General features: G+C 69.3%; 17 protein-coding genes. 5 read left to right on the top strand and 12 right to left on the bottom strand.

What is annotated here, in order from left to right:
- The 3 genes from VFO68_RS07975 to VFO68_RS07965 form a co-directional block, all read left to right on the top strand.
- Positions 1-185: hypothetical protein (locus VFO68_RS07975; RefSeq protein WP_325157533.1), on the top strand; the 185-nt coding region annotated here is incomplete at its 5' end.
- On the top strand, positions 182-832 hold the full coding sequence (locus VFO68_RS07970; RefSeq protein WP_325157532.1) for a peroxiredoxin family protein: 651 nt from the start codon (positions 182-184) through the stop codon (positions 830-832). The genes VFO68_RS07975 and VFO68_RS07970, both read left to right, overlap by 4 nt.
- A gap of 102 nt (positions 833-934) precedes the next feature.
- Complete coding sequence (locus VFO68_RS07965; protein ID WP_325157531.1) at positions 935-2,467, top strand: multicopper oxidase family protein; 1,533 nt, start codon at positions 935-937, stop codon at positions 2,465-2,467.
- Here VFO68_RS07965 and VFO68_RS07960 read toward each other — a convergent pair.
- The 3 genes from VFO68_RS07960 to VFO68_RS07950 form a co-directional block, all read right to left on the bottom strand.
- Positions 2,445-3,023 (bottom strand): transposase, encoded by a 579-nt coding sequence (locus VFO68_RS07960; RefSeq protein WP_325157530.1) that lies wholly within the window; start codon positions 3,021-3,023, stop codon positions 2,445-2,447. The genes VFO68_RS07965 and VFO68_RS07960 overlap by 23 nt on opposite strands.
- Before the next feature lie 469 nt (positions 3,024-3,492).
- Positions 3,493-4,143 carry an isoprenylcysteine carboxylmethyltransferase family protein gene (locus VFO68_RS07955; protein ID WP_325157529.1) on the bottom strand — a complete coding sequence of 217 codons (651 nt, stop codon included), beginning with the start codon at positions 4,141-4,143 and terminating at the stop codon, positions 3,493-3,495.
- 40 nt (positions 4,144-4,183) lie between these two features.
- Positions 4,184-4,450 carry an SHOCT domain-containing protein gene (locus VFO68_RS07950; RefSeq protein WP_325157528.1) on the bottom strand — a complete coding sequence of 89 codons (267 nt, stop codon included), beginning with the start codon at positions 4,448-4,450 and terminating at the stop codon, positions 4,184-4,186.
- Between the two features lie 657 nt (positions 4,451-5,107).
- Between VFO68_RS07950 and VFO68_RS07945 the strand changes: the two genes are divergently transcribed.
- On the top strand, positions 5,108-7,681 hold the full coding sequence (locus tag VFO68_RS07945) for a heavy metal translocating P-type ATPase (protein WP_325157527.1): 2,574 nt from the start codon (positions 5,108-5,110) through the stop codon (positions 7,679-7,681).
- An 85-nt stretch (positions 7,682-7,766) separates the two neighbouring features.
- Here the strand turns inward: VFO68_RS07945 and VFO68_RS07940 are convergent, their stop codons facing one another.
- The 3 genes from VFO68_RS07940 to VFO68_RS07930 all read right to left on the bottom strand — a co-directional run bounded on the left by VFO68_RS07940 (position 7,767) and on the right by VFO68_RS07930 (position 11,521).
- The gene (locus tag VFO68_RS07940; RefSeq protein ID WP_325157526.1) at positions 7,767-8,861 is read right to left on the bottom strand and encodes a saccharopine dehydrogenase NADP-binding domain-containing protein; all 1,095 of its coding nucleotides are present in this window, start codon (positions 8,859-8,861) and stop codon (positions 7,767-7,769) included.
- Between the two features lie 112 nt (positions 8,862-8,973).
- Positions 8,974-10,581 (bottom strand): ABC transporter permease subunit, encoded by a 1,608-nt coding sequence (locus tag VFO68_RS07935; protein ID WP_325157525.1) that lies wholly within the window; start codon positions 10,579-10,581, stop codon positions 8,974-8,976.
- 19 nt (positions 10,582-10,600) lie between these two features.
- Positions 10,601-11,521: an ABC transporter ATP-binding protein gene (locus VFO68_RS07930; RefSeq protein ID WP_325157524.1), complete on the bottom strand. Its 921-nt coding sequence runs from the start codon at positions 11,519-11,521 to the stop codon at positions 10,601-10,603.
- A 537-nt stretch (positions 11,522-12,058) separates the two neighbouring features.
- On the opposite strand from VFO68_RS07930, the gene VFO68_RS07925 reads away from it, so the two are divergent.
- Positions 12,059-13,381 carry a hypothetical protein gene (locus VFO68_RS07925; protein ID WP_325157523.1) on the top strand — a complete coding sequence of 441 codons (1,323 nt, stop codon included), beginning with the start codon at positions 12,059-12,061 and terminating at the stop codon, positions 13,379-13,381.
- Between the two features lie 568 nt (positions 13,382-13,949).
- On the opposite strand, the gene VFO68_RS07920 is transcribed toward VFO68_RS07925, so the two are convergent.
- The 6 genes from VFO68_RS07920 to VFO68_RS07895 all read right to left on the bottom strand — a co-directional run.
- On the bottom strand, positions 13,950-14,741 hold the full coding sequence (locus VFO68_RS07920) for an AAA family ATPase (protein ID WP_325157522.1): 792 nt from the start codon (positions 14,739-14,741) through the stop codon (positions 13,950-13,952).
- Positions 14,738-15,754 (bottom strand): AvrD family protein, encoded by a 1,017-nt coding sequence (locus VFO68_RS07915; RefSeq protein WP_325157521.1) that lies wholly within the window; start codon positions 15,752-15,754, stop codon positions 14,738-14,740. The genes VFO68_RS07920 and VFO68_RS07915 overlap by 4 nt, the downstream gene beginning before the upstream one ends.
- Positions 15,755-15,778: 24 nt before the next feature.
- On the bottom strand, positions 15,779-16,531 hold the full coding sequence (locus tag VFO68_RS07910) for an SDR family NAD(P)-dependent oxidoreductase (protein WP_325157520.1): 753 nt from the start codon (positions 16,529-16,531) through the stop codon (positions 15,779-15,781).
- The gene (locus VFO68_RS07905; protein WP_325157519.1) at positions 16,528-17,148 is read right to left on the bottom strand and encodes a hypothetical protein; all 621 of its coding nucleotides are present in this window, start codon (positions 17,146-17,148) and stop codon (positions 16,528-16,530) included. Before VFO68_RS07905 ends, VFO68_RS07910 begins: the two co-directional genes overlap by 4 nt.
- 81 nt (positions 17,149-17,229) lie before the next feature.
- Positions 17,230-17,769: a hypothetical protein gene (locus VFO68_RS07900; RefSeq protein WP_325157518.1), complete on the bottom strand. Its 540-nt coding sequence runs from the start codon at positions 17,767-17,769 to the stop codon at positions 17,230-17,232.
- A partial coding sequence (locus tag VFO68_RS07895; protein WP_325157517.1) for a type IV secretory system conjugative DNA transfer family protein occupies positions 17,766-19,123 on the bottom strand: 1,358 nt, incomplete at its 5' end. The genes VFO68_RS07900 and VFO68_RS07895, both read right to left, overlap by 4 nt.

Raw genomic sequence — 19,123 nt, 5'->3', positions numbered from 1 at the left:
TGCTCGGACTGTTCGTGCTGGCCATCGCCGGGGTGTTCGTCTGGGCCACCCTCACCGACCGCCGCCGCCGCGAAATGGCCCATGACGCCTACGACGCGGACGCCGAGAACACCGCCGGATGCCACCACGGCACGACCCCGCAGGCCGTCACGGCCGCCGCTCACACCCAGGAGACGCAGCGATGAGCACCAAGAGCCCGACCCGTTCCCGGCCGGCGGCCGGCCGGCGGACCTCGGCCAACGACGCCAAGAGCCGCCGGGCGCAAGCGGCGGCGGCCGAGGAGTCGCGCAAGCGCCGCCGCGAACTGCTGCTGTGGGGCGCCGTACTGACCGCCGTCGCGGCGCTGATCGCGGCGATGATGTGGAGCGCCCGGGAAACCTCGGACACCACCGCCCGGCCCGCCCCGGACTTCACCCTCACCGACACGAGTGGCGCCACGGTCAAGCTCGCCGACTTCCGCGGCAAGAATGTGGTGCTGTACTTCAACGAGGGCGCCGGCTGCCAGTCCTGCATCCTGCAGATGGCCGACATCGAACGCAACGCCGCCGCGTTCACCGCCGCGGACATCACGGTGCTGCCGATCGTGATGAACTCCGCCGAGCAGATCAAGGCCGACATGGCCCGCAACGGGGTCAGGACCCCCTTCCTGCTCGACGACGGCACCGTCTCGGCCGCCTACGGCACCCTCGGCAAGGGCATGCACGAAGGACTGCCCGGGCACAGCTTCGTCCTCATCGACGCCCAGGGCACCCAGCGCTGGTACGGCGAGTACCCGTCGATGTACCTGTCCTCGGCCGACCTGCTCGACCAGGTCCGCGAACACCTGCCCTGACCGCGACGCGCCAACCGGGAAAGGTCCGCTGAAGAAGGCCCGACCGCCCTCGGCGGGCACGGTCACGCGCTGAACCTGCCACCGCTGTCGAAAGGGAAGTCGATGCCACCGGTGATCACCCGTAGACGACTGCTCGCCGGGGCTGCCGGGGCGGTCGGGCTGGCCGGCGCCGCCGGTGCCGCCGCCTGGGCCGGAGGTCTGCTCAGACCTGACCCGCAGCTGGTCGCTCCGGACGCCGACCTGGTCGGTCGCGTCGAGGCCGCCCGCCGGCGTGCCGGCGCCGGCACGGTCACCGCCACGTTGACCCCGCGCCCGGTCAGCCTCGACCTCGGCGGCCCGGTCGTGAGCACCTGGGGGTACGCCGACACGGCGCCGGGGCCGCTGATCCGCGCCCGCGCCGGTGATCTGCTGCGGGTGGAGGTGGCGAACCAGCTTCCGGCCGACACCAGCGTGCACTGGCACGGTGTCGCGCTGCGCAACGACATGGATGGCGTACCGGGCGTGACACAGCGGCCGATCCCGGCCGGCGGCCGGCACGTCTATGAGTTCACCGCCCCCGACGCGGGCACGTACTTCTACCATCCGCACTCCGGAGTGCAGCTCGACCGCGCCCTGTACGGCGTCCTCGTCGTGGACGACCCGGCCGAGCCGGGCGGCTACGACGCCGAATGGATCCTGGTCCTGGACGACTGGGTCGACGGCACCGGCCGCACCCCCGACCAGGTCCTCGCCGCCCTCGACTCGATGGGCGGCATGCACGGCGACGGTGGCGGCATGGGCCACGACATGGGCGGCATGCCGATGAGCGGCATGGAGACCATGACCTCACCGCTACTCGGCGGCGCCGGAGACGTCGCCTACCCGCACTACCTGATCAACGGACGGGTACCGGCCGCGCCGGTGACCCTGACCGGCAAGCCGGGCCAGCGGGTGCGGATCCGACTGGTCAACGCCGCCTCGGACACCGCCTTCCGGGTCGCGCTCGGCGGGCACCGGCTCACCGTCACCCACACCGACGGCTTCCCGGTCGTGCCGGCCGACACCGACGCGCTGCTGCTGGCCATGGGCGAACGGGTCGACCTCACGGTGACCCTCGCCGACGGGGTGTTCCCGCTGATCGCCGCCGCCGAAGGCAAGACCGGTCAGGGTCTGGCCGTGGTGCGCTCCGGCGCCGGCGACCCGCCCCCCGCCACCGCCCGGCCGAGCGAACTGGACCGGCAGGTGCTCAACACCGCCGTCCTGCGCGCCGCCGACCCAGTGCGCCTTCCCGAGCGGCGACCCGACCGCACCCACCGCCTCGTCCTCGGCGGCGGCATGATGCCGTACCGGTGGACCATCAACGGCGCCACCTTCCACGACGCCGAACCGCTACTCGTGCGCTACGGCGAACGGGTCCGGCTGGAGTTCGTCAACCGCACCACGATGTTCCACCCGATGCACGTACACGGGCACACCTTCGCCATCACCGGCACCACCGGCACACCAGGAGCCCGGAAGGACACCGTCATCGTCACCCCGAACCAGACCGTCGCCGTCGACCTCGACGCGACCAACCCCGGCCAGTGGATGACCCACTGCCACAACATCTACCACGCCGAGACCGGCATGATGATCAACCTGGCGTACCGGACGTGAGCCTCGGACCGCCAGCCGCCCAGGCACGCAACGACCCGCCCACGCCGCTGACCATCCACTGCGCCGGTGGTGTCCCTGCCGTTTCTGCGGCTCGCTGATTCTTGACCTCAAGTGCGGTCCACGAGGTGCGGCCGGTCTCCAGTGCGACCACCACCGAGTACGGCCAGCCGGGGACCATCAGGGGCTGGACCTTGCCGCGGCCATAGGTATGGCAGAACGAACGCTCCCCTGCGGTGTTGGCATCGGGCGCAGCCATGGCGACACGTCCACCACCAGCACGATGCGACCGCGGCTGCTCCTGACAACCGTTGTGCGGCAACTGTCGGTTGACAGCGGCAACAAGATCCCGCAGGCATGCGATGTCGGCACGGCCCTGGTTGGTCCCGTCGTACAACGCGCCGTGCCCGCGGCCGTGCTCCGGCGCCAACGACAGTCCGACCAGCGAACGCACCAGACCATCAGTGCACAGCACCGCGTCTGCCCACTCGAACATCGCATCCGCCCGAGCCGTCAGACACGCATAGGACTCCTGACGAAACCGGCCAACTCCCCCCATCACCGCACCCCGATCGGCATCGTGCGCACTGCGTCACCGCAGTCCTTGGATCGATCTTCGTACTGTCGCAAGACGAATGGTCAACCAAGGGCTGCGTTCATGATCAACCGAGCCCTACGCCACCAGCACCGAGCAAAATCAAGCGAATGGACACCGCGGCACCAGACGCACCGATGATCGGAGCGAAATCGACGACGTGGTGGCGCGGCGGGCCACCATCCCGACCCGCGGAATCACCCGCCCGGTGCCAGCAGCCGCCCGCCGCGCCCCATGCAGGCGCCGCCGGCGGCGCAGCTCAGCAAACAGCGCACGCTGGGTGCCGAACCCGGCCAGGATCAGCACCAGCCACGGCCAGTCGTCGGCGGCCTACTGCTGCAAATGGTGCGCTTCGCCGAAGCCGCCGAGCACCAGCGCGTAGAACGCGCCGAGCACGACTGCCCGGACAGTCCGAACTGGACACCTCGGGCGATCATCGCGGTGTCCGGGTGTGTTCGACGCGAGTCATTCGGGGCAGGAACGCCGGGGTGCGCGTGGCGTAAGTGGTCCATTCTTCGCCGTACCGTTGTGCGACGTCACGTTCCTCGCTGCGGGCCAGGCGCGTGTACACCAGCACCAGGATCGGGAACATGATCAGGGTCGGGATGGTGGGCCATTGCAGCAGAAAGCCGATCATGACCAGCAGGAACCCGTCGTACTGCGGGTGCCGAACCCGCGCATAGGGGCCGGCGGTGGCCAGCGTGCCCGTTTGGGCGGCGTCGTGCAGGTGCCGCCAGGCGACCGCGATCAGGATGAACCCGCCGCCGATGGCCAGGTAACTGGCCAGGTGGAACGGGCTCAGGTGCGGGTCGCCGGTCCAGCCGATCAGGTCGTTCCACAGATGCCCGCCGGCATGGGTGTCGCGCAGCAGCGGAAACCGCGACCCGAGCCAGGAACCGAGCAGATAGATCGTTAGTGGGATGCCGTACATCTCGGTGAACAGCGCCACCAGGAACGCGGTGAACGCGCCCATCGCCCGCCAGTCCCGTCGGCTGTGCGGGTGAAAGAAGCTCACCGCGAACGCCACGAACAACGCGGTGTTGAGAATCACCAACGGCCACAGGCCATATGCGGCGTCGGCCATGACACTTCCTTTCACCACAGGCGGCTGCGTGCGGATAGCTCTATTCGGGCACCGGGGTGTGCCCGCGCAACGTGGCGATACGGCTGCGGTACTCGTCCTCATCGATCTCGCCGCGGGCGAACCGCTCGGCCAGTATCTGTTCCGGGGTCGACCGCTGACCGGTCGGGAACCCAGACTGCGTGGTGTGGCCGAGATACCGGACCAGCACCACCACGGCCACGATCAGCAGACCCCAGAACAACACCATGCCCACGGTCATGAGCGCATACCCCCAACCGCTCATCCCGTTGCCGTACCAGAACATCATCGCCGACTCCCTTGCCGCTCCGATGTGTCGATGCCACCACCATCGCGCTCGGGACACTCCAGAGCCACCGGCGAAGGTCACCGTTGCCCGGGCGCAAAGTCCTAAACGGGATAGTAGATCCGTTACCTGACCCGCAGACAGCGCGGCAGGCGTTGGCCACGCTGTGAAGGCACCGCCACCACAACCCGCGGACTCGCAGCCGGACACAGAACGTAGCGGGGCACAACGTCCTATCCGACGTAGTAGTTGGTCTCTGTTTTCCGCTCGGCGGGCACGGAGACAATCGGTTCCGAAACCCGACCACGTCGCGACAGGACGAAGGAAGCGGAGGACGGTGAGCATCGCTCGGCGTCTCGACGTGCTCCTCGCCATCCCATGGCGGATCCGCGCCGCACTCGCCGGTGACCTGTCGATTGAACCCGACCTGGAGCGGTGGTTCCCCGTTTGGAACGCAGCCGTTCCAGAACCCGAAAGTCCATAATGGAAGGTGACGGAGGTGAGTGACGCGATGACTGGTGAAGGGCAAGGCGCCAGCGACGCCCGCCACCAGCGGCGCCGCGTGCATGCACGACCTGGCCGCCGGGCGCGCGCTGCGACGACCGACCACGGCGGCCCCGGTACCAACCGCCCATTCGGGCATGTTTCAAGGAGTTCTCCATGACCGTCGCTGACATTGTGGTCGTGGTTGTCGCTGTGGCGGCCATGGCCGCGCTGGGCTGGTTCTTCTTCGGCCCGCGCCGCGCCCGCACCGCGCACCTGGCCGGCGGAGTACAACGGGTCGAGGTCACGGTCCGCGGTGGCTACAGCCCGGACGTCATCCAGGTCCGGCAAGGCGTGCCGGTGGAAATGGTGTTCGACCGGCAGGAGAGCGGGGACTGCACGTCGCGGGTGGTGTTCCCCGAGCTCCAGCTCAGCGCGGCGCTGCCGGCGTTTGAGCGCACCACCGTCCACCTCACCCCGAACCAGGTCGGCTCGTTCGGGTTCGCCTGTGGGATGAACATGATCCACGGCACACTCATTGTCCAGCCGCCCACCGAACCCGCCGCACCGGACGCGACTGACCTCGCGGTGGCGGACACGATGGCGCAGCCGACGCGGACAAGTGGCCCGGCCGCGGCCGACGTCGAGGCCGCCCAAGCCAAAGAACGGCGCGCCGAGATCGCCGACCTGAACCGCCGGGTGATCGTCGGCGCGGTGCTCACCCTGCCGGTGTTGTTCGCGGTGATGGCCCAGTCGCTGTTCAAGGCGGACTGGGTGCCCGCCGCGCTGCTCAACCACTGGGTGCAGCTGGTCCTGATCACGCCGGTGATGGTCTACACCGGGTGGCCGATCCACCGCACCGGCTGGTTGACCCTGGCCCACCGCGGCGCCGACATGAACAGCCTCATCACCCTGGGCACGGTCGCCGCCTACGGCTACAGCCTGCTGGTCACCCTCGCCCCCACTGCGCTCCCCACCGATCTGCAGGAGGTCTACTTCGAAGCCGTCGGCGTGATCCTCACCCTGATCATGCTCGGCCGGCTGTTCGAGGCCCGCGCCAAGGCCGGCACCGGCGAGGCCATCCGCGCGCTGCTCGGCCTGCAGGCCCGCACCGCGCGCGTGCTGCGCAGCGGTGTCGAAGCCGAGATCCCCATCGAGGAGGTCGAAGTCGGTGACGAGGTCCTGATCCGCCCCGGCGAGAAGATCCCCGTCGACGCGACCGTCCTTTCCGGTCAGTCCGCTCTGGACGAGTCGATGGTGACCGGGGAACCCATACCAGTGACCAAACGGGCCGGTGACACAGTTATCGGCGCGACGATCAACACCACGGGTTCCCTGCGGGTGCGGGCGGTCAAGGTGGGGGCCGACACCATGCTGGCCCAGATCATCCGCATGGTGCAGCAGGCACAGGCGTCCAAGGCGCCGATCCAGCGGCTGGCCGACGCGGCGTCGGCCTACTTCGTGCCGATCGTGATAGGGATCGCGATCGCCACCTTCGCCGTGTGGTTCGTGGCCGGTCCGCCGCCCGCGCTGACCCTGGCGCTGGTGTCCGCGGTCTCCGTACTGATCATCGCCTGCCCCTGCGCGCTCGGCCTCGCCACACCCTTGTCGATCATGGTCGGTACCGGGAAGGGGGCCCACGCGGGCATCCTGATCCGCTCCGCCGAAGCCCTGGAGACCGCGCACAAGCTCGACACCATCGTGCTGGACAAGACCGGCACCATCACCGCCGGCCAACCCGCCCTCACCAACATCGAGGTCACCGCCACGCTGACCGAATCCGAACTACTCGCGCTCGTGGCCGCCGCCGAAGCCGACAGCGAACACCCCCTCGCGGCGGCGATCGTCACCGCAGCCCGCGACCGCGGCCTCACCATGCCGACCGCGACCGGGTTCGACTCGATCACCGGGAAAGGCGTGCAAGCAACGGTCGCCGGACGGGCCATCCTCGTCGGCACCGCACGCCTGCTCACCGACGCCGGAATCGACACCAGCGCGCTCGCCCCGATCAGCACCCGGCTGTCCGGTGAGGGCAAGACCCCCATCCTGGCCGCGGTCGACGGCCACCCCGCCGGGGTGCTCGCGGTCGCCGACACCGTCAAGAACGACTCCGCCGCCGCGATCACCGCGCTGCACCAACTCGGCATCGAGGTCGTCATGATCACCGGCGACAACGCCCGCACCGCCGCGGCCATCGCCCGCCAGGTCGGTATCACCCGCGTGCTCGCCGAAGTGCTGCCCGAACACAAGGCCGACGAAATCCGCCGCCTGCAAGCCGAAGGACGTCGGGTCGGCATGGTCGGCGACGGCATCAACGACGCCCCCGCCCTCGCCCAAGCCGACGTCGGCCTGGCCATCGGCACCGGCACCGACGTCGCCATCGAAGCCGCCGACATCACCCTGATCTCCGGCTCACTAGCCGGCGTGGTCACCGCCATCCGGCTCTCCCGCGCGACCATGCGCAACATCCGCCAGAACCTCTTCTTCGCGCTCTTCTACAACGCCATCGGCATCCCGATCGCCGCAGGCGTGCTCTACCCGCTCCTCGGGCTGCGGCTCTCGCCGATGATCGCCGCCGCCACGATGGCCCTGTCGTCGCTGTCCGTGGTCGGCAACGCCAACCGGCTCCGCCGCTGGCACGCCACACCACTGCCCGCCCCAGAGCAGATCACGGTCACCCCCCACGTCGAGACCCACACCGACCAAGCCCAACCCCAACCCCACACCGGGGCGGCGAAGGATGCCCGGTGACCTGCTGATCCAACTCGCCGCCGTCCAAGGCGCGTTACGCGCGGTGGGACAACCGGTCCTGGCCTGCCACCTCGCCCAGTCCGACTCAGATCGCCGGTTCCGGGTCGGAGGTCTTGACGTGCAGCCCCGCCTGTGAGAGCCGGTGGAAAAACGGTGCGGGGGCGATGACCTGCTCGGGCATCCAGGCACCCGGGGTCGCGATCGCACCGTCAGCCAGCGAGCGCACCAGCGCGGCCGTGCTCGTGGCGGTCGCGTGTGCCTGGCCGGCTCCGGTCAAGGTCGCGGTCACGGCGCGACCGTGGTGGATCACGTCGACCCGCAGCGCGTACGGCGCGTCCGGGTGCCCGGTGCGGCCTCGACGCAGCCGGCCCAACAGGGCGCGGATGCGTGGTCGTGCGGTGATGTGGGTGGCGCGCGTGGACACCAGCAGCGCCAGCAGGCGGCTCATCCGAGGCGGGTTGATGGCCAGTCTCGTCACCACGGTCCGGGCGCCGACGGTTCGGGGATAGAGCACTTGGTCGGAGAACGGGAACAGGTAGGCGCGGCGGATCCCCAGCGGGGCCGGGAAATCGACGCCACGCGGCGCGGTGAACGCCCGCACCCGGCGGTCCGCGCCATCGACGTGGACGTCGAAGGACATCGTCAACTCCTGCAGCAGGTAGTCGAACGAGCCCGGCCCCAGCACATCGTCCGCGCTGAGCAACAACGAGGTCTCGATGGTGTCCACGCCGCCGATCACCTCCGCGAGGGCGCGCACCATGACGTTCGAGATGCCCGGCACCATGCCGGCCCCCAGCACAATCCGCGCCCCGGAAGCCGTGGCCGCCGCGTCGATCCGTTCGTAGGCGGCACCGCGCCCGAGGTCGGTCAGGTGCGGGGTGATGTCGGTGTAGGCCAGCCCACGCTCGATGGCCGCCCACAGTAGGGCGCGGTCGGGTTGGTCGATGCAGTTGACCGCAACCGCCACGTCGTCCAGCGCGGCCGCGATCGACGACGGCACACCCACATCGACCCGCCGGCCCCGCACCCCGTGCCCGATCGCCGCCGCGGCGGCGTCCGCACGCTGCTGGCTTCGGCCCGCCACCACAACCCGGCCCGGGAAATCCACCGCGAGATCGGCCGCGATCCGGCTACCGACCACCCCGTACCCGCCGACGATGAGTATCGAACCCGTATCCATAGCCGCCAGGCTCCGCCCGGTCCGGGACACCTGACCAGAGCCGAATGTCCCGCCGGAACCCCACCGTTGTGCCGTGGCGCGCAGGGAGATTCGGCGTGCGGCACCATGTTGTTCAGCCGCCGTGGAAGTCGCGGCGGGTGAACGCGAACGCTCCGAGGGCGGCGGCCGCGACGCCGATCCCGATGAGGATGGCGGCGCTGTCCCAGCGCACATCGGCCGCCGGGGCGCGGGCGATGTGGTGCAGGACCGAGGTGTCCAGCAGCCAGCGGCTCGCGCCGAGGCTGGCGCCGATGATCTCCACGAGGAACGACCACGCCACCAGCCCGTAGGCGAACGGCGCGGCGTAGCGGGGTGCCAGGCCGTGCACCAGCGTGCCGAGCCCGAGCACCAGGATGCCGACCGGCACGATGTTCACCCCGGCGGCGAGCAGCGTGCCGAAATCCAATCCCGCGCCGGTGATGCCGGTGCCGATCCAGGTGCCCACGCCGGCCACCACACCCAGACCGGCCAGCAGCACCGCGGACACCGCCAACCGTCCGGCCAACCAGGGCAACCGGGCCACCGGCCGGGCCAGCAGGTGGTCGAGGTAGCCCTGGGCCTCCTCCTCGCGCGTGGCGGCCACCTGGCCCGCGGCAGCCATCGCAACAAGGAATGCCACGAGCAGGAAGACCACGCCGAGGAAGACCGCGCCACCTTGCGTCCCGGTCAGCGTGGTGAACATCCCGCTGGATTGGTTGGCCCACACGTCGGCGCTGCCCTTGGCGATCAATCCGATGATCAGCGCGCCCATGGTCAGCCCGCCGATCCAGCCCAGCGCCGTCCCTCGGCCGAGCCGTGCGGCCAGGCCGAGCGGACCGGTCAGCAACCGGGTGTGCGCGGGCTTGGTGTCGTGTGCGGGCCGCACCCCGGCCCCAAGGTCACGTCGCCCGGCCAGCAGGATTGTCAGCACCACCAACACACTGATGGTGACGGTGATCGGCACCAGGGCCAGCGGCCGGTTGCCGGTGAGCGGTCGCAACTCGTCGACCCACCCCAGTGGGCTGACCCAGCGCAGCCACCGCAACGACGTGCTGTAGGCGACGACCCGGATCAGGTAGGCCACCCCGAACACCAGCGCCGCCCAGCCGACCGCCTGCCGGCGGGTGGCAGCGAGCTGGCTGCACAGCGCCCCGACCGCGAGGAACATCGCGGTCGCGGCGACCGTCGCGGTCGCGGCGAACAGACTGGCACCCAAGGAAAACCCGGCATCGGTGCCCCGGCCGACCGCGACATACGCGGCCGCGGTCAGCGCCCACAGCAGGCCCAGCCCGACACCCAGACCGGCCACCGCGGCCGCCATCGCCCGGCGGCGGGTGGTCGGCCCGGCCAGCAGCACCTCCCACCGGCCGGCGTCCTCCTCGCCCCGCAGCAACCGGGTACTGGCCAGCAGCGCCCACACCGCTCCGATGACGCCCAGCACCCCCACGGCGTGGGCGGCCACATAGCCGTGGATGGTGTCGATGTGCGGCCCCGGTCCGAAGATCGCCTGAAACCCGACGTCGGAGCCCATGGTCGCAACCAGTCGCGCGCGGTCCGCTGCGGTCGGGTACTCCTGGCCGAACTGGACTGCCTCCAACCAGGTGACCACCCCGAACACCGCACCCCAGATGAACGCCCCCCGCATCGCCCGGCGCGCGACCACACCGATGGCCACCATGCCCGGGAAGCGAGCGATCGACACCGGACGTCTCGCGATCAGATCAACCGACATGGGAAGTCGCCTCCTGGCGCTTCGCGGCCGGCTCGATGCCGTACCGCGCGAGGAACAACTCCTCCAGCGAGGGCTCGCGGCTCAGTAGCCGGGTGACCCGCGCCGCGGTCAACCGCGCCAGCAGCGGTTCGACCGAGCCGCGCACCCGGCAGCGCACCCGGTTGCCTTCCACCTCAACATCACTCACCCCGGGCACCCCAGACAGATCCGGCGGTGCCCCGGCGAAGGTCGCCTCGATGGACAGCGCCGACAGATGCCGCATCTCGGGCAGCGTGCCGACCTCCACCAGATGGCCGGCCCGCAGGATCGCCACCCGATCGCACAACGCCTCCACCTCGCCGAGGATGTGCGAGGACAGGAACACCGTCTGCCCCCCGGCTTTCGCCTCGGCCACGCAGCGGCGGAACTCCCGCTCCATCAATGGGTCCAGACCACTGGACGGCTCGTCCAGCAACAGCAGGTCCGCCCGACTCATCAACCCGGCGATCAGCGCCAGCTTCTGCCGATTGCCCTTCGAGTAACTGCGCACCTTTTTGGACGGATCGAACGCGAAGCGCTCCACCAACTCCGCCCGGTACACCGGATCGACCCGACCCTGCACCCGCCCCAACAGGTGCAGCGTCTCCTGCCCGGTCAGCGACGGCCACAGACTGGTCTCACCCCCGACATAGGCCAACCGCCGGTGCGCCTCCACCGTCTCCCGAGCCACATCCAGCCCGAAGATCTCCGCCCGACCGGACGTCGGCCGCAACAACCCCAACAGCAGGCGGATGGTCGTCGTCTTGCCCGCCCCGTTTGGCCCCAGATATCCGAACGCCTCTCCAACTCCGACCTCAAGATCCAGCGGGGCGAGAGCCTGGAGATTGCCGAAGCGCTTCGAAAATCCCTCGGTTCGAATTGCCGCTTCCATTACACTCATCTCCTTCCCTTATCATCCCTATGGGATACCCCCGTACTGTATAAGCCCGGCAGGGCCGAACAGCCCCATCACCTGAGGACCTTCGCCGACCACAACGGTTCATCCAGCAGCGCAACAGTCCATCTCGTTGCGCGCGTCATCGATCGGGCGGAGTGGCACAGCGGGTAGGGATAGGACTTGGGGCCGGTGATGATAGTCCATTGTGGATATCGGCCATCATCGATGGACATGACCGGGCTCCGGCCGCGAGGCGCAGCTATGAACGATCTTAAAGAGGACCCGGGCGGCCGAATGCCACCAGCGGGCAGACGGATCGGCACCGCCATGATCGCCGTCGTCGCCATCGATCCGCGCCAACCTCAGTCAGCCTGCGGCGCCTGTTCAAACTCGGGCTCAGCCCGCCAACCTGGCCGGGGGTGACGTCACCCGCCGGCGCAAAGAGAGCCAACCGACGGCCCTGCACAGCACTGACGATGTCGGTTAGCGTCCTGGCCAGGTCCGCTCGTTTGCGTCGTCCTGGAGGTTACGATGAAACGATCACGGCTGGGGTCCTGCGCCGCGCTGCTCGGTCTGGTCCTGCTCGCTTCCGCGGCGCCTGCCAGCTCACAACCCGAAATCGCCGACCGGGCACCGGCCGGCACCGTTCTGGACAACTTCACCTTCGTTGGCCACTCGCCGTTGGACGGGTTCAACGACTACGGCGACCTCTACGCGCACGGCGACTTCGCCTATATCGGCAGCCGCTGCTCAAGCACTCGGCAGGGTGGCGACGGTGTGCAGGTCGTCGACATCTCTCACCCCAAGCGGCCCCGACTGGTAGGCAAACTGGCCAACCCCGCGTTCACCCGGGCCGAGGACGTCACCGTGCTCGACCTGCGCACCCCGTCCTTCACCGGAACCCTCGCCGTCGTCGGCATCCAGGCATGCTTCGGAAGTGGCCACGAAGCCGAGGTCGTACCCGGCATCCGGCTCTTCGACGTCACCCACCCCACCCGTCCCACCCTGCTGGGCCACTGGGACCTGCCGCAGGGAACCATCGGCTGCCACGAGATCGACGCTGTCCAACGAGCCGACCGCACGGTCCTGCTGGCCTGCGCCCGCAACCTGGTCGACCACCAGCGAAGCAACGCCGCCGACTCATTGCACCTGGTGGACGCCACCAACCCGGCCCACCCGCGCACGATCACCAACTGGACCCTCGGCGCCAACCCCGACCAGGGCACCGGGTGCCTGGCCAACCAGTTCGCCCACAGCGCCCGGTTCGAAGACGGCGGCAACTCCGTCTACGTCTCCAACTGGGACGCCGGCACCGTGCACCTGGACATCACCACACCCACCGCGCCGAAGACCGTAAGCACAACGAAGACCATCCCGCCGGACGAAGACGGCGACAACCACTCCATGACCCTGGCCGACAACGGCAAAACCCTGATCATCAACACCGAAGACTTCTCCCCCGGCGACTGTCCCGGCGACTCCACGCTGGGCGGCTGGGGCGAGGTTTACCTCTACGACAACACCAACCCCGCCGCCCCGGCATTCCTCGGCACCTTCTCCACCCCCAACAGCCGCTCCACCCGAACCGACGGCTCATTCACCGACCACAACACCGAAGTCACCGCCGGCAACCAGTTCTTCTCCTCCTGGTACTCCGACGGCATCGTCTGGTGGACCCTCGCCGAGCACGGCGTCACCCAACAACGCGGCCACTTCGTCCCACCCCCACGCCCCGACGGCTCCCTCGCCTCCGTCTGGGGCGTCTTCATCGACACGACCCACGATGTAATCCTCGCCAGCGACATCCGAACCGGCCTCTGGATCGTCAAACCCAAGGGCCTCAACCACTTCTAACCAACCTAGGCCCGGAAGGAAAGCGCGCAGAGCTTCGCCGCCGATGTCTGGAGGCGGAACCCATGATCGGTAGAGCCGGTCGCTCCGTGGCTTCCACGGCGGTCACCGGCACAGCCACAAATCCGGCCGGGCCCACCGCGATCAGCGACGGCCTAGAACGAGCCGCCGGACACTCATTGATTGGAGCGTAGCGGGAGCTGAGCGCCACAGTGGGTAACTGGGACGCGGTCACCTCCAAACCGCCACTCGACCTGCAAAGCCGCACTGCCCAGCGAGTCCAAACGGGGAAGTTGGCGACTCACGCAAACGTGGACACCGGGCCTTGGGTGCTCGGCGGCGGCGTGGCGACCCGACATAGTGCGGCATACGCTGACACGAGCGCTTGTCGCCGACCTGCGAAAATGGCACGGGGCGACACACGGCGATAGAGACCGACACAGCGGGAAGCCGGCTCTTAACCAGCGGGTCCGGTGTTCGAGTCGCTGGCGGCGCACACCCACTGGATCGATGCCGACCAGCAAGCTTCCTTGATCGTTGGATCCCTCCCGGGACGACCGGCAACCTTGAGTTAGTACCGCATGGCGTAATGGAGCCGCTCTCGCCAGGTGCGGTTGGCGGCCAGTTCTCGGACGTGTGCATTAAGCACGGTGGTATTAGCGAGGACTCGTTCTTGGGCCTGGTGGATTGCTTCCTCAACAGGCATGACGATAGGTATCTGATGGAGGGCGAGAATTTGCTCGATGCGTTCGGGGATGGTGCCGCCGACGATGTGGTAGGGGATGTCGAGGTTGTTGAGGGTCTCGACGAGTAGGCGGTCGGAGAGGTGGCGGAAGGGTTCGGAGACGGGGCGGTGTCCGTCGTGTTCCATGTCGAACTCGACGGGTAGGTGGATGAAGGCGTCGTAGAGTCGTTGGGCGCGGTTTTTGACGATGGTGCCGTAGGCGTTCATGTAGTCGCGGTAGAACTTGCGGTAGGGCAAGCCGAGGACGGTTTTGGTGGCACGGAGGAGGGGGCCGGCGCCGGGGTTGATCCCGACGCGCATGCGGGCTTCGCCGTAGATCCATTCGTGGATGACTGAGCCGTCGGAGATGAACGATCCGGGGATGGCGGCTTCGTTGTGGATGCGTTCTTCGAGCCGGCGCAGCCCAAGCAGAAGCAGTTCGTGGGCGGAGAGTTCTTGGACGGTCTTGCCGGGGATGAGGTCGGCGAGGATCTCGCGGGAGGTCAGGGCGTGGGTGCGGGGGATGCCGGTGGCGATGGCGAGGGCTTCGGTGGTGGTGGTTTTGCCGACGCCGAAGGTGCCGGAGATGGCTAGCCGCAACCGTGCTGGTGTGTCGTTGGGGTTGGTGGGTTTGGTCATTGCGCTGCTCCTGACGGGTTGCCGTTGGGGGCGGTGGGGATGGTGAAGGCCAGCGAGGCGTCGGCGCGGATGGCGGCGATGTCGCCGGCCAGGTGGTAGGTCCGCCAGCTCTTGCCGAGCCGGTCGAGGCGTTGGCGGCGGGTGACGTGGACGGACATGGCGATCGGCTCGGTGATGGGCAGGAACGGGGTGCTGGAGCGGAGGCGCAGTCGGCGCATCCACAGCGTTCCGGTGTTGGTGCGGTCGACGTGTTCGAGTGTGTAAGCGAGGGCTTGGCCGAGTTGCGCGGTGCAGATCGTCGCGTCGATCAGGGACAGCGATGGTTCGTAGTTGGCTGCCAGGCCCTGCCAACCGAGGGCGTTGGTGTCGTGGACGTCGAGGTGGGCGCCCGCCTGCTGTTGGGTGGGGTCGACGGTGATGGTGCGGATGTCGTGGCGGCGGTGGGTGTAGCCGCGGCCGTAGGGGCGGCGGTCGGCGCCGCCGAGCAGGTGATCGATGTCGGCCCAGTTCTCCGCGGTCCGGGCGGGGGTGCCGAGGTCGTGTTGGACCTGGCAGGTCACCTGCAGGGTGCCGATGCGGAACTCGAAGGTGGAGATGATCATGTGGGTTCCCCAGGGGCCGATACGCATCCCGATCCGGTGGCCGTGCACGGGGATCGCGGCGAGGTCGGTGTGCGCGGTGGAACCGGCGGTCATCTCGACGGCGGGCAGCCACATGCGGGCCCGGGCGGCGGCGTCGAGGATGTGGGTGTGGGCGAGGTATGCCTCGGCGAGTTGCGCGGCGATGGCCAGGGCGTCAACGGCGCTGAGGTGCGCGGTGCGCGGCCGGGTGGCCTTGGTCGACCAGGTGGGCGGGTAGGTGATGGCCGCTGTCGCGGACACGGTGCCGGTGAACAGTTCGGAAATGATGGCCAGGTCGGTGATCTGGTGGGTGACGTGTTGGTAGCCCTGCCCGAAATAGCGGGTGTTCTTCGGGCCGAGCGCGTCGTCCATGGTGTCTCGGGTGATGATCATGTTCGGAATGTCCCCAGATGGCTGTTAGTAGGCGATGCCGCCGTTGATGTGGACGGTGGTGGCGTTGATGAAGTCGGCGTGCGGGCCGGCCAGGAAGGCGATGGTGTGGGCCACGGAGGCGCCGCTGATGGTCCCGGTCAGGGAGTGGTCGAGTTTGCGTTGTTGGATCTCGACCGGTAGCGCGGCGCCGAGGCCGAGGTCGAGCAGGCCGGGGGCGAGGACCACGCTGCGGATGTTGTATCGGGCGTATTCCTGGGCGACCGATTGGGACAGGCCGTGTAGGGCGGCTTTGCTGGCGGCGTAGTTGCTTTGGCCGCTGCTGCCGATCACGGCCGCGAGTGAGGAGAGGTAGATGAGCCGTCCGTAGCGGCGTCGGACCATGCGGCGCACGGCGTGTTTGGTGATGAGGAAGGCGCTGCGCAGGTTGACCCGAATGACCTCGTCCCACTGCTCGGTTGGCATCCGCACCAGGAGTTCGTCGCGGGTGATTGCGGCGTTGTGGACCAGCACGTCCAGCCCGCCGAGTTGTTCGGCGGCGGCGATGACCGCGCGCGCGGTGTCTTCGTCGCTGACGTCGCCGGCGGCAAGGTGCACCCGGTCGCCGTGGGCCTGCACCAGCTGAAACAGGTCTGGTGCGGGTGAGCGGTGGTGGGCGACCACCCGGGCGCCGTGCTCGAGCAGGACGCGCACGGTGGCCAGACCCAGCCCGCGGCCGGCGCCGGTCACGGCCACCACCCGACCGTCCAACGGTCCCCCGCTGGCAGGTGTGGCGGTCATGACGCGGCCCGGGAGGTCGACTGGGCGGTGCCGAGGTGTTCGACCAGGGCGGTCAACTCCGCTGCCGTCCAGGGGCGTGGGTGGGTGCGCAGGCCGAACCACAGGGTGGCCGCGGGTGGGTCGGCCGAGTGCAGTAGCAGCGGAGGCATCAACAGCGCCGGCCTGTGGGTGAGCTGCTCGGCGGCGTGTTGGAGGAATCGCTGCCCGTGCCGCGTCCAGCTGTGCGGAAGCCAGGTCAGGGTAGGGATGTGCAGGTCGGCCACGTCTCCGGTGAGGGCGCCGGCCAGGTCGGTGACCGCGGCGGGTGCCGCGGCGAGTTCGTCGGCCAGCACCGGCACGGGTTGCGGGTGGCGGTCGAGGATGATCAGCACGGGATCGCCCTGGTTGATCGTGTCGAGGACCTCGGCGGTTTCGGTGGGGTTGGGCCACAGTCGCCTCGGCCGCCACCGGGCGGCGCCGATGCGTTGCCAGATCAGCCGGCGCGGCCCGTCGAAGACGATGAGCGCCTTGCCGTGGCGCAGCATCGGGCCGCAACTGTCCTGGTCTAATCGGCCCACGCGGTGGCGGGTGGCGGCGTGTGAGGCCTGGTTGGTTTCGTTGTCCCCCAGTTCAGACACGGTGGGTGTCCCTTTCATCTGTGGGTGTTGGCCCCGTGCTGGTCGCGCGGGTGGTGGTATGGATCGTGTGTGGCACAGGGGTCATGGCGTGTCGTTGGTGCGGTGTGGGAAGCCGAAGTGCAGGTCGGCGAGGGTGTCTAGGGTGTCCCCGCCAGGGTTGGTGTGGGGGTAGCGGTTGCGTTGGATGTCGGTGTCCTGCCGCCAGGTGCGGGGGTGTTCGCCGCGCCGACATTCGCCGGGTGAGACGCCGAGCAGCCGGTCGAGCCGGGTGCGGAAGCCGGGCAGGTGCCGCAGGTAGTACTCGCCGGCGATGGCGGGGGTGGTGCGCGGGTCGAGGTGCGCGGCGTACCACAGCCACAGCTGCACGGCCAGTTCGGTGGCCAGCGCGGGGTGCTGCGGCCAGCAGGGCGGGATGAGTTCGGCCGGGGTGATGGCGTGCACCTGGTTGTAGGAGGCAACCCACAGCTCGATCAACCGGGCCAGCGCCGCCTGTTCGGCCGCCGGCCGGGCCGACCAGGTCCACGGTGGTCGACGGGGTTGGCGGTCCTTGCCGGGCTGGTGGTAATGCGACAGCAGCTGGGCGAGGTCGTCGCCGTCGAGCGCGAGGCCGGGGACGGTCATGACGTTTCTCCCGGTGGGGTGGTCTGCATCCCAGCGGCCGCGGCCGTGGTGTGGTCGGTGTGGGTGGCGCGGTCGCGATTGCGGGCACCGGCGACGTCGCGGGCCACGATGGCGGTTTCGCGGGCGATCGCCCGGGCGGTGGCGCGGTGGTCGTGCAGGGAGGGCACCTGGGCCAGGAACGGGGCCAGGCCACGGGCGATGACCACGGCGTGGCCGTCGCCGAGTTGTTGTTGGTCGGCGACGGTGAGGGTGTCGTAGACCTGAAGAGACTCCTGGTGTGACCGCGCGCCGCGGGTGGGGGTGACCACGGGGGTGCGACCGGCCCGGTCGGACAGTTCCCGGGCGCTGTCGATGTCGATTCCGCCGATGATCGACACGCCGGCGGCGGCCCGCAGGGCCGGCGCGTCCGGGCCGTAGACGGTGTCTTCCTGGCTGGCGGTTTGGACACTGTAGACGTAGCCGATGCCGTATTTGCGTTGCGCGGAGGCCACATACGGCAGGTTGGGCACGGCGATGCCGTAGCGCAGCTCGTCGAGCACCGCGATGAACGGCACCGGCAGGCGGCGCTTGCGGCTGTGGAGGGCGGCGGTTTCTGCGGCCAGGAACATCTCGGCGGCGAACAGGCTCAACAGCGGTCGGCTGCGCTCGATGCGGCTGGTGTCGGCCAGCACGTACACCGTGCCCTGGGCCTGGATGAGGCCGGCCATGTCGAACTGGGCCTCGCCGCGGCGCCCGCACAACGCGCGGCCCTCGGTGGTGGCCACGGCGTTGAGCGCCAGGGTGAGGTAGCGCAGCACGCCGCTGGTGGTGCGGGCGGCGGCCGGGTCGAGATGGCGGCCCAGGTTGACCGCGGCCGACGGTTCGGCCCGGTGTTCGTCGCGCAGGATCCGGGCCCCGGTCGGGTCATCCGGGCGGCGCAACCAGTTCAGCAGCTCGTCGAGGTCTTTGCCGGCCAGGTCGGCGGCGTGCAGCCAGGCGGCCAGCACCTCGGCGGCGGAGTCGCGAAAGAACTGATCGTTGTCGGCGCCACCGCCGCGGTGGGCGGCGCGGTCGGTGCCGGCGATCAGGGCCAGGGCACGGCGGTAGGCCACCGGATAGTCCGCACAGCCCAGGATCGGCGACCACCGCACCGGCGGGTAGCCGGCGGCATAGCGCCGGTCGGATGCGGAGAAGTCCACCACCGCCACCGGAAATTCCCGCACCGTAAGCCACCGGCGGGCCAGCCGCGACAGCCACCGCCAGCGCACGGACGGGCGACGGAACCGGCGGGCCAGCACGGTCTTGTCGAAGATCCCCGGTTCGATCGAACTCACCAGCGCCGGTCCGGGCAGGGCGCGGATGATCGGCACCAGCA

This window comes from Actinophytocola sp., from assembly GCF_035712165.1.
Classification (GTDB): domain Bacteria; phylum Actinomycetota; class Actinomycetes; order Mycobacteriales; family Pseudonocardiaceae; genus DASYTH01.
Note: the sequence above shows the minus strand (reverse complement) of the source record. Positions and strands in the feature narration are given on the sequence as shown.

What these genes read in the sequence shown, in the direction of transcription:
- VFO68_RS07970 (WP_325157532.1), top strand. Translation starts at nt 182, where the DNA reads ATGAGCACCAAGAGCCCGACCCGTTCCCGGCCGGCGGCCGGCCGGCGG.
- VFO68_RS07965 (WP_325157531.1), top strand. Translation starts at nt 935, where the DNA reads ATGCCACCGGTGATCACCCGTAGACGACTGCTCGCCGGGGCTGCCGGG.
- VFO68_RS07960 (WP_325157530.1), bottom strand. Translation starts at nt 3,023, where the DNA reads ATGGGGGGAGTTGGCCGGTTTCGTCAGGAGTCCTATGCGTGTCTGACG.
- VFO68_RS07955 (WP_325157529.1), bottom strand. Translation starts at nt 4,143, where the DNA reads ATGGCCGACGCCGCATATGGCCTGTGGCCGTTGGTGATTCTCAACACC.
- VFO68_RS07950 (WP_325157528.1), bottom strand. Translation starts at nt 4,450, where the DNA reads ATGATGTTCTGGTACGGCAACGGGATGAGCGGTTGGGGGTATGCGCTC.
- VFO68_RS07945 (WP_325157527.1), top strand. Translation starts at nt 5,108, where the DNA reads ATGACCGTCGCTGACATTGTGGTCGTGGTTGTCGCTGTGGCGGCCATG.
- VFO68_RS07940 (WP_325157526.1), bottom strand. Translation starts at nt 8,861, where the DNA reads ATGGATACGGGTTCGATACTCATCGTCGGCGGGTACGGGGTGGTCGGT.
- VFO68_RS07930 (WP_325157524.1), bottom strand. Translation starts at nt 11,521, where the DNA reads ATGGAAGCGGCAATTCGAACCGAGGGATTTTCGAAGCGCTTCGGCAAT.
- VFO68_RS07925 (WP_325157523.1), top strand. Translation starts at nt 12,059, where the DNA reads ATGAAACGATCACGGCTGGGGTCCTGCGCCGCGCTGCTCGGTCTGGTC.
- VFO68_RS07920 (WP_325157522.1), bottom strand. Translation starts at nt 14,741, where the DNA reads ATGACCAAACCCACCAACCCCAACGACACACCAGCACGGTTGCGGCTA.
- VFO68_RS07915 (WP_325157521.1), bottom strand. Translation starts at nt 15,754, where the DNA reads ATGATCATCACCCGAGACACCATGGACGACGCGCTCGGCCCGAAGAAC.
- VFO68_RS07910 (WP_325157520.1), bottom strand. Translation starts at nt 16,531, where the DNA reads ATGACCGCCACACCTGCCAGCGGGGGACCGTTGGACGGTCGGGTGGTG.
- VFO68_RS07900 (WP_325157518.1), bottom strand. Translation starts at nt 17,769, where the DNA reads ATGACCGTCCCCGGCCTCGCGCTCGACGGCGACGACCTCGCCCAGCTG.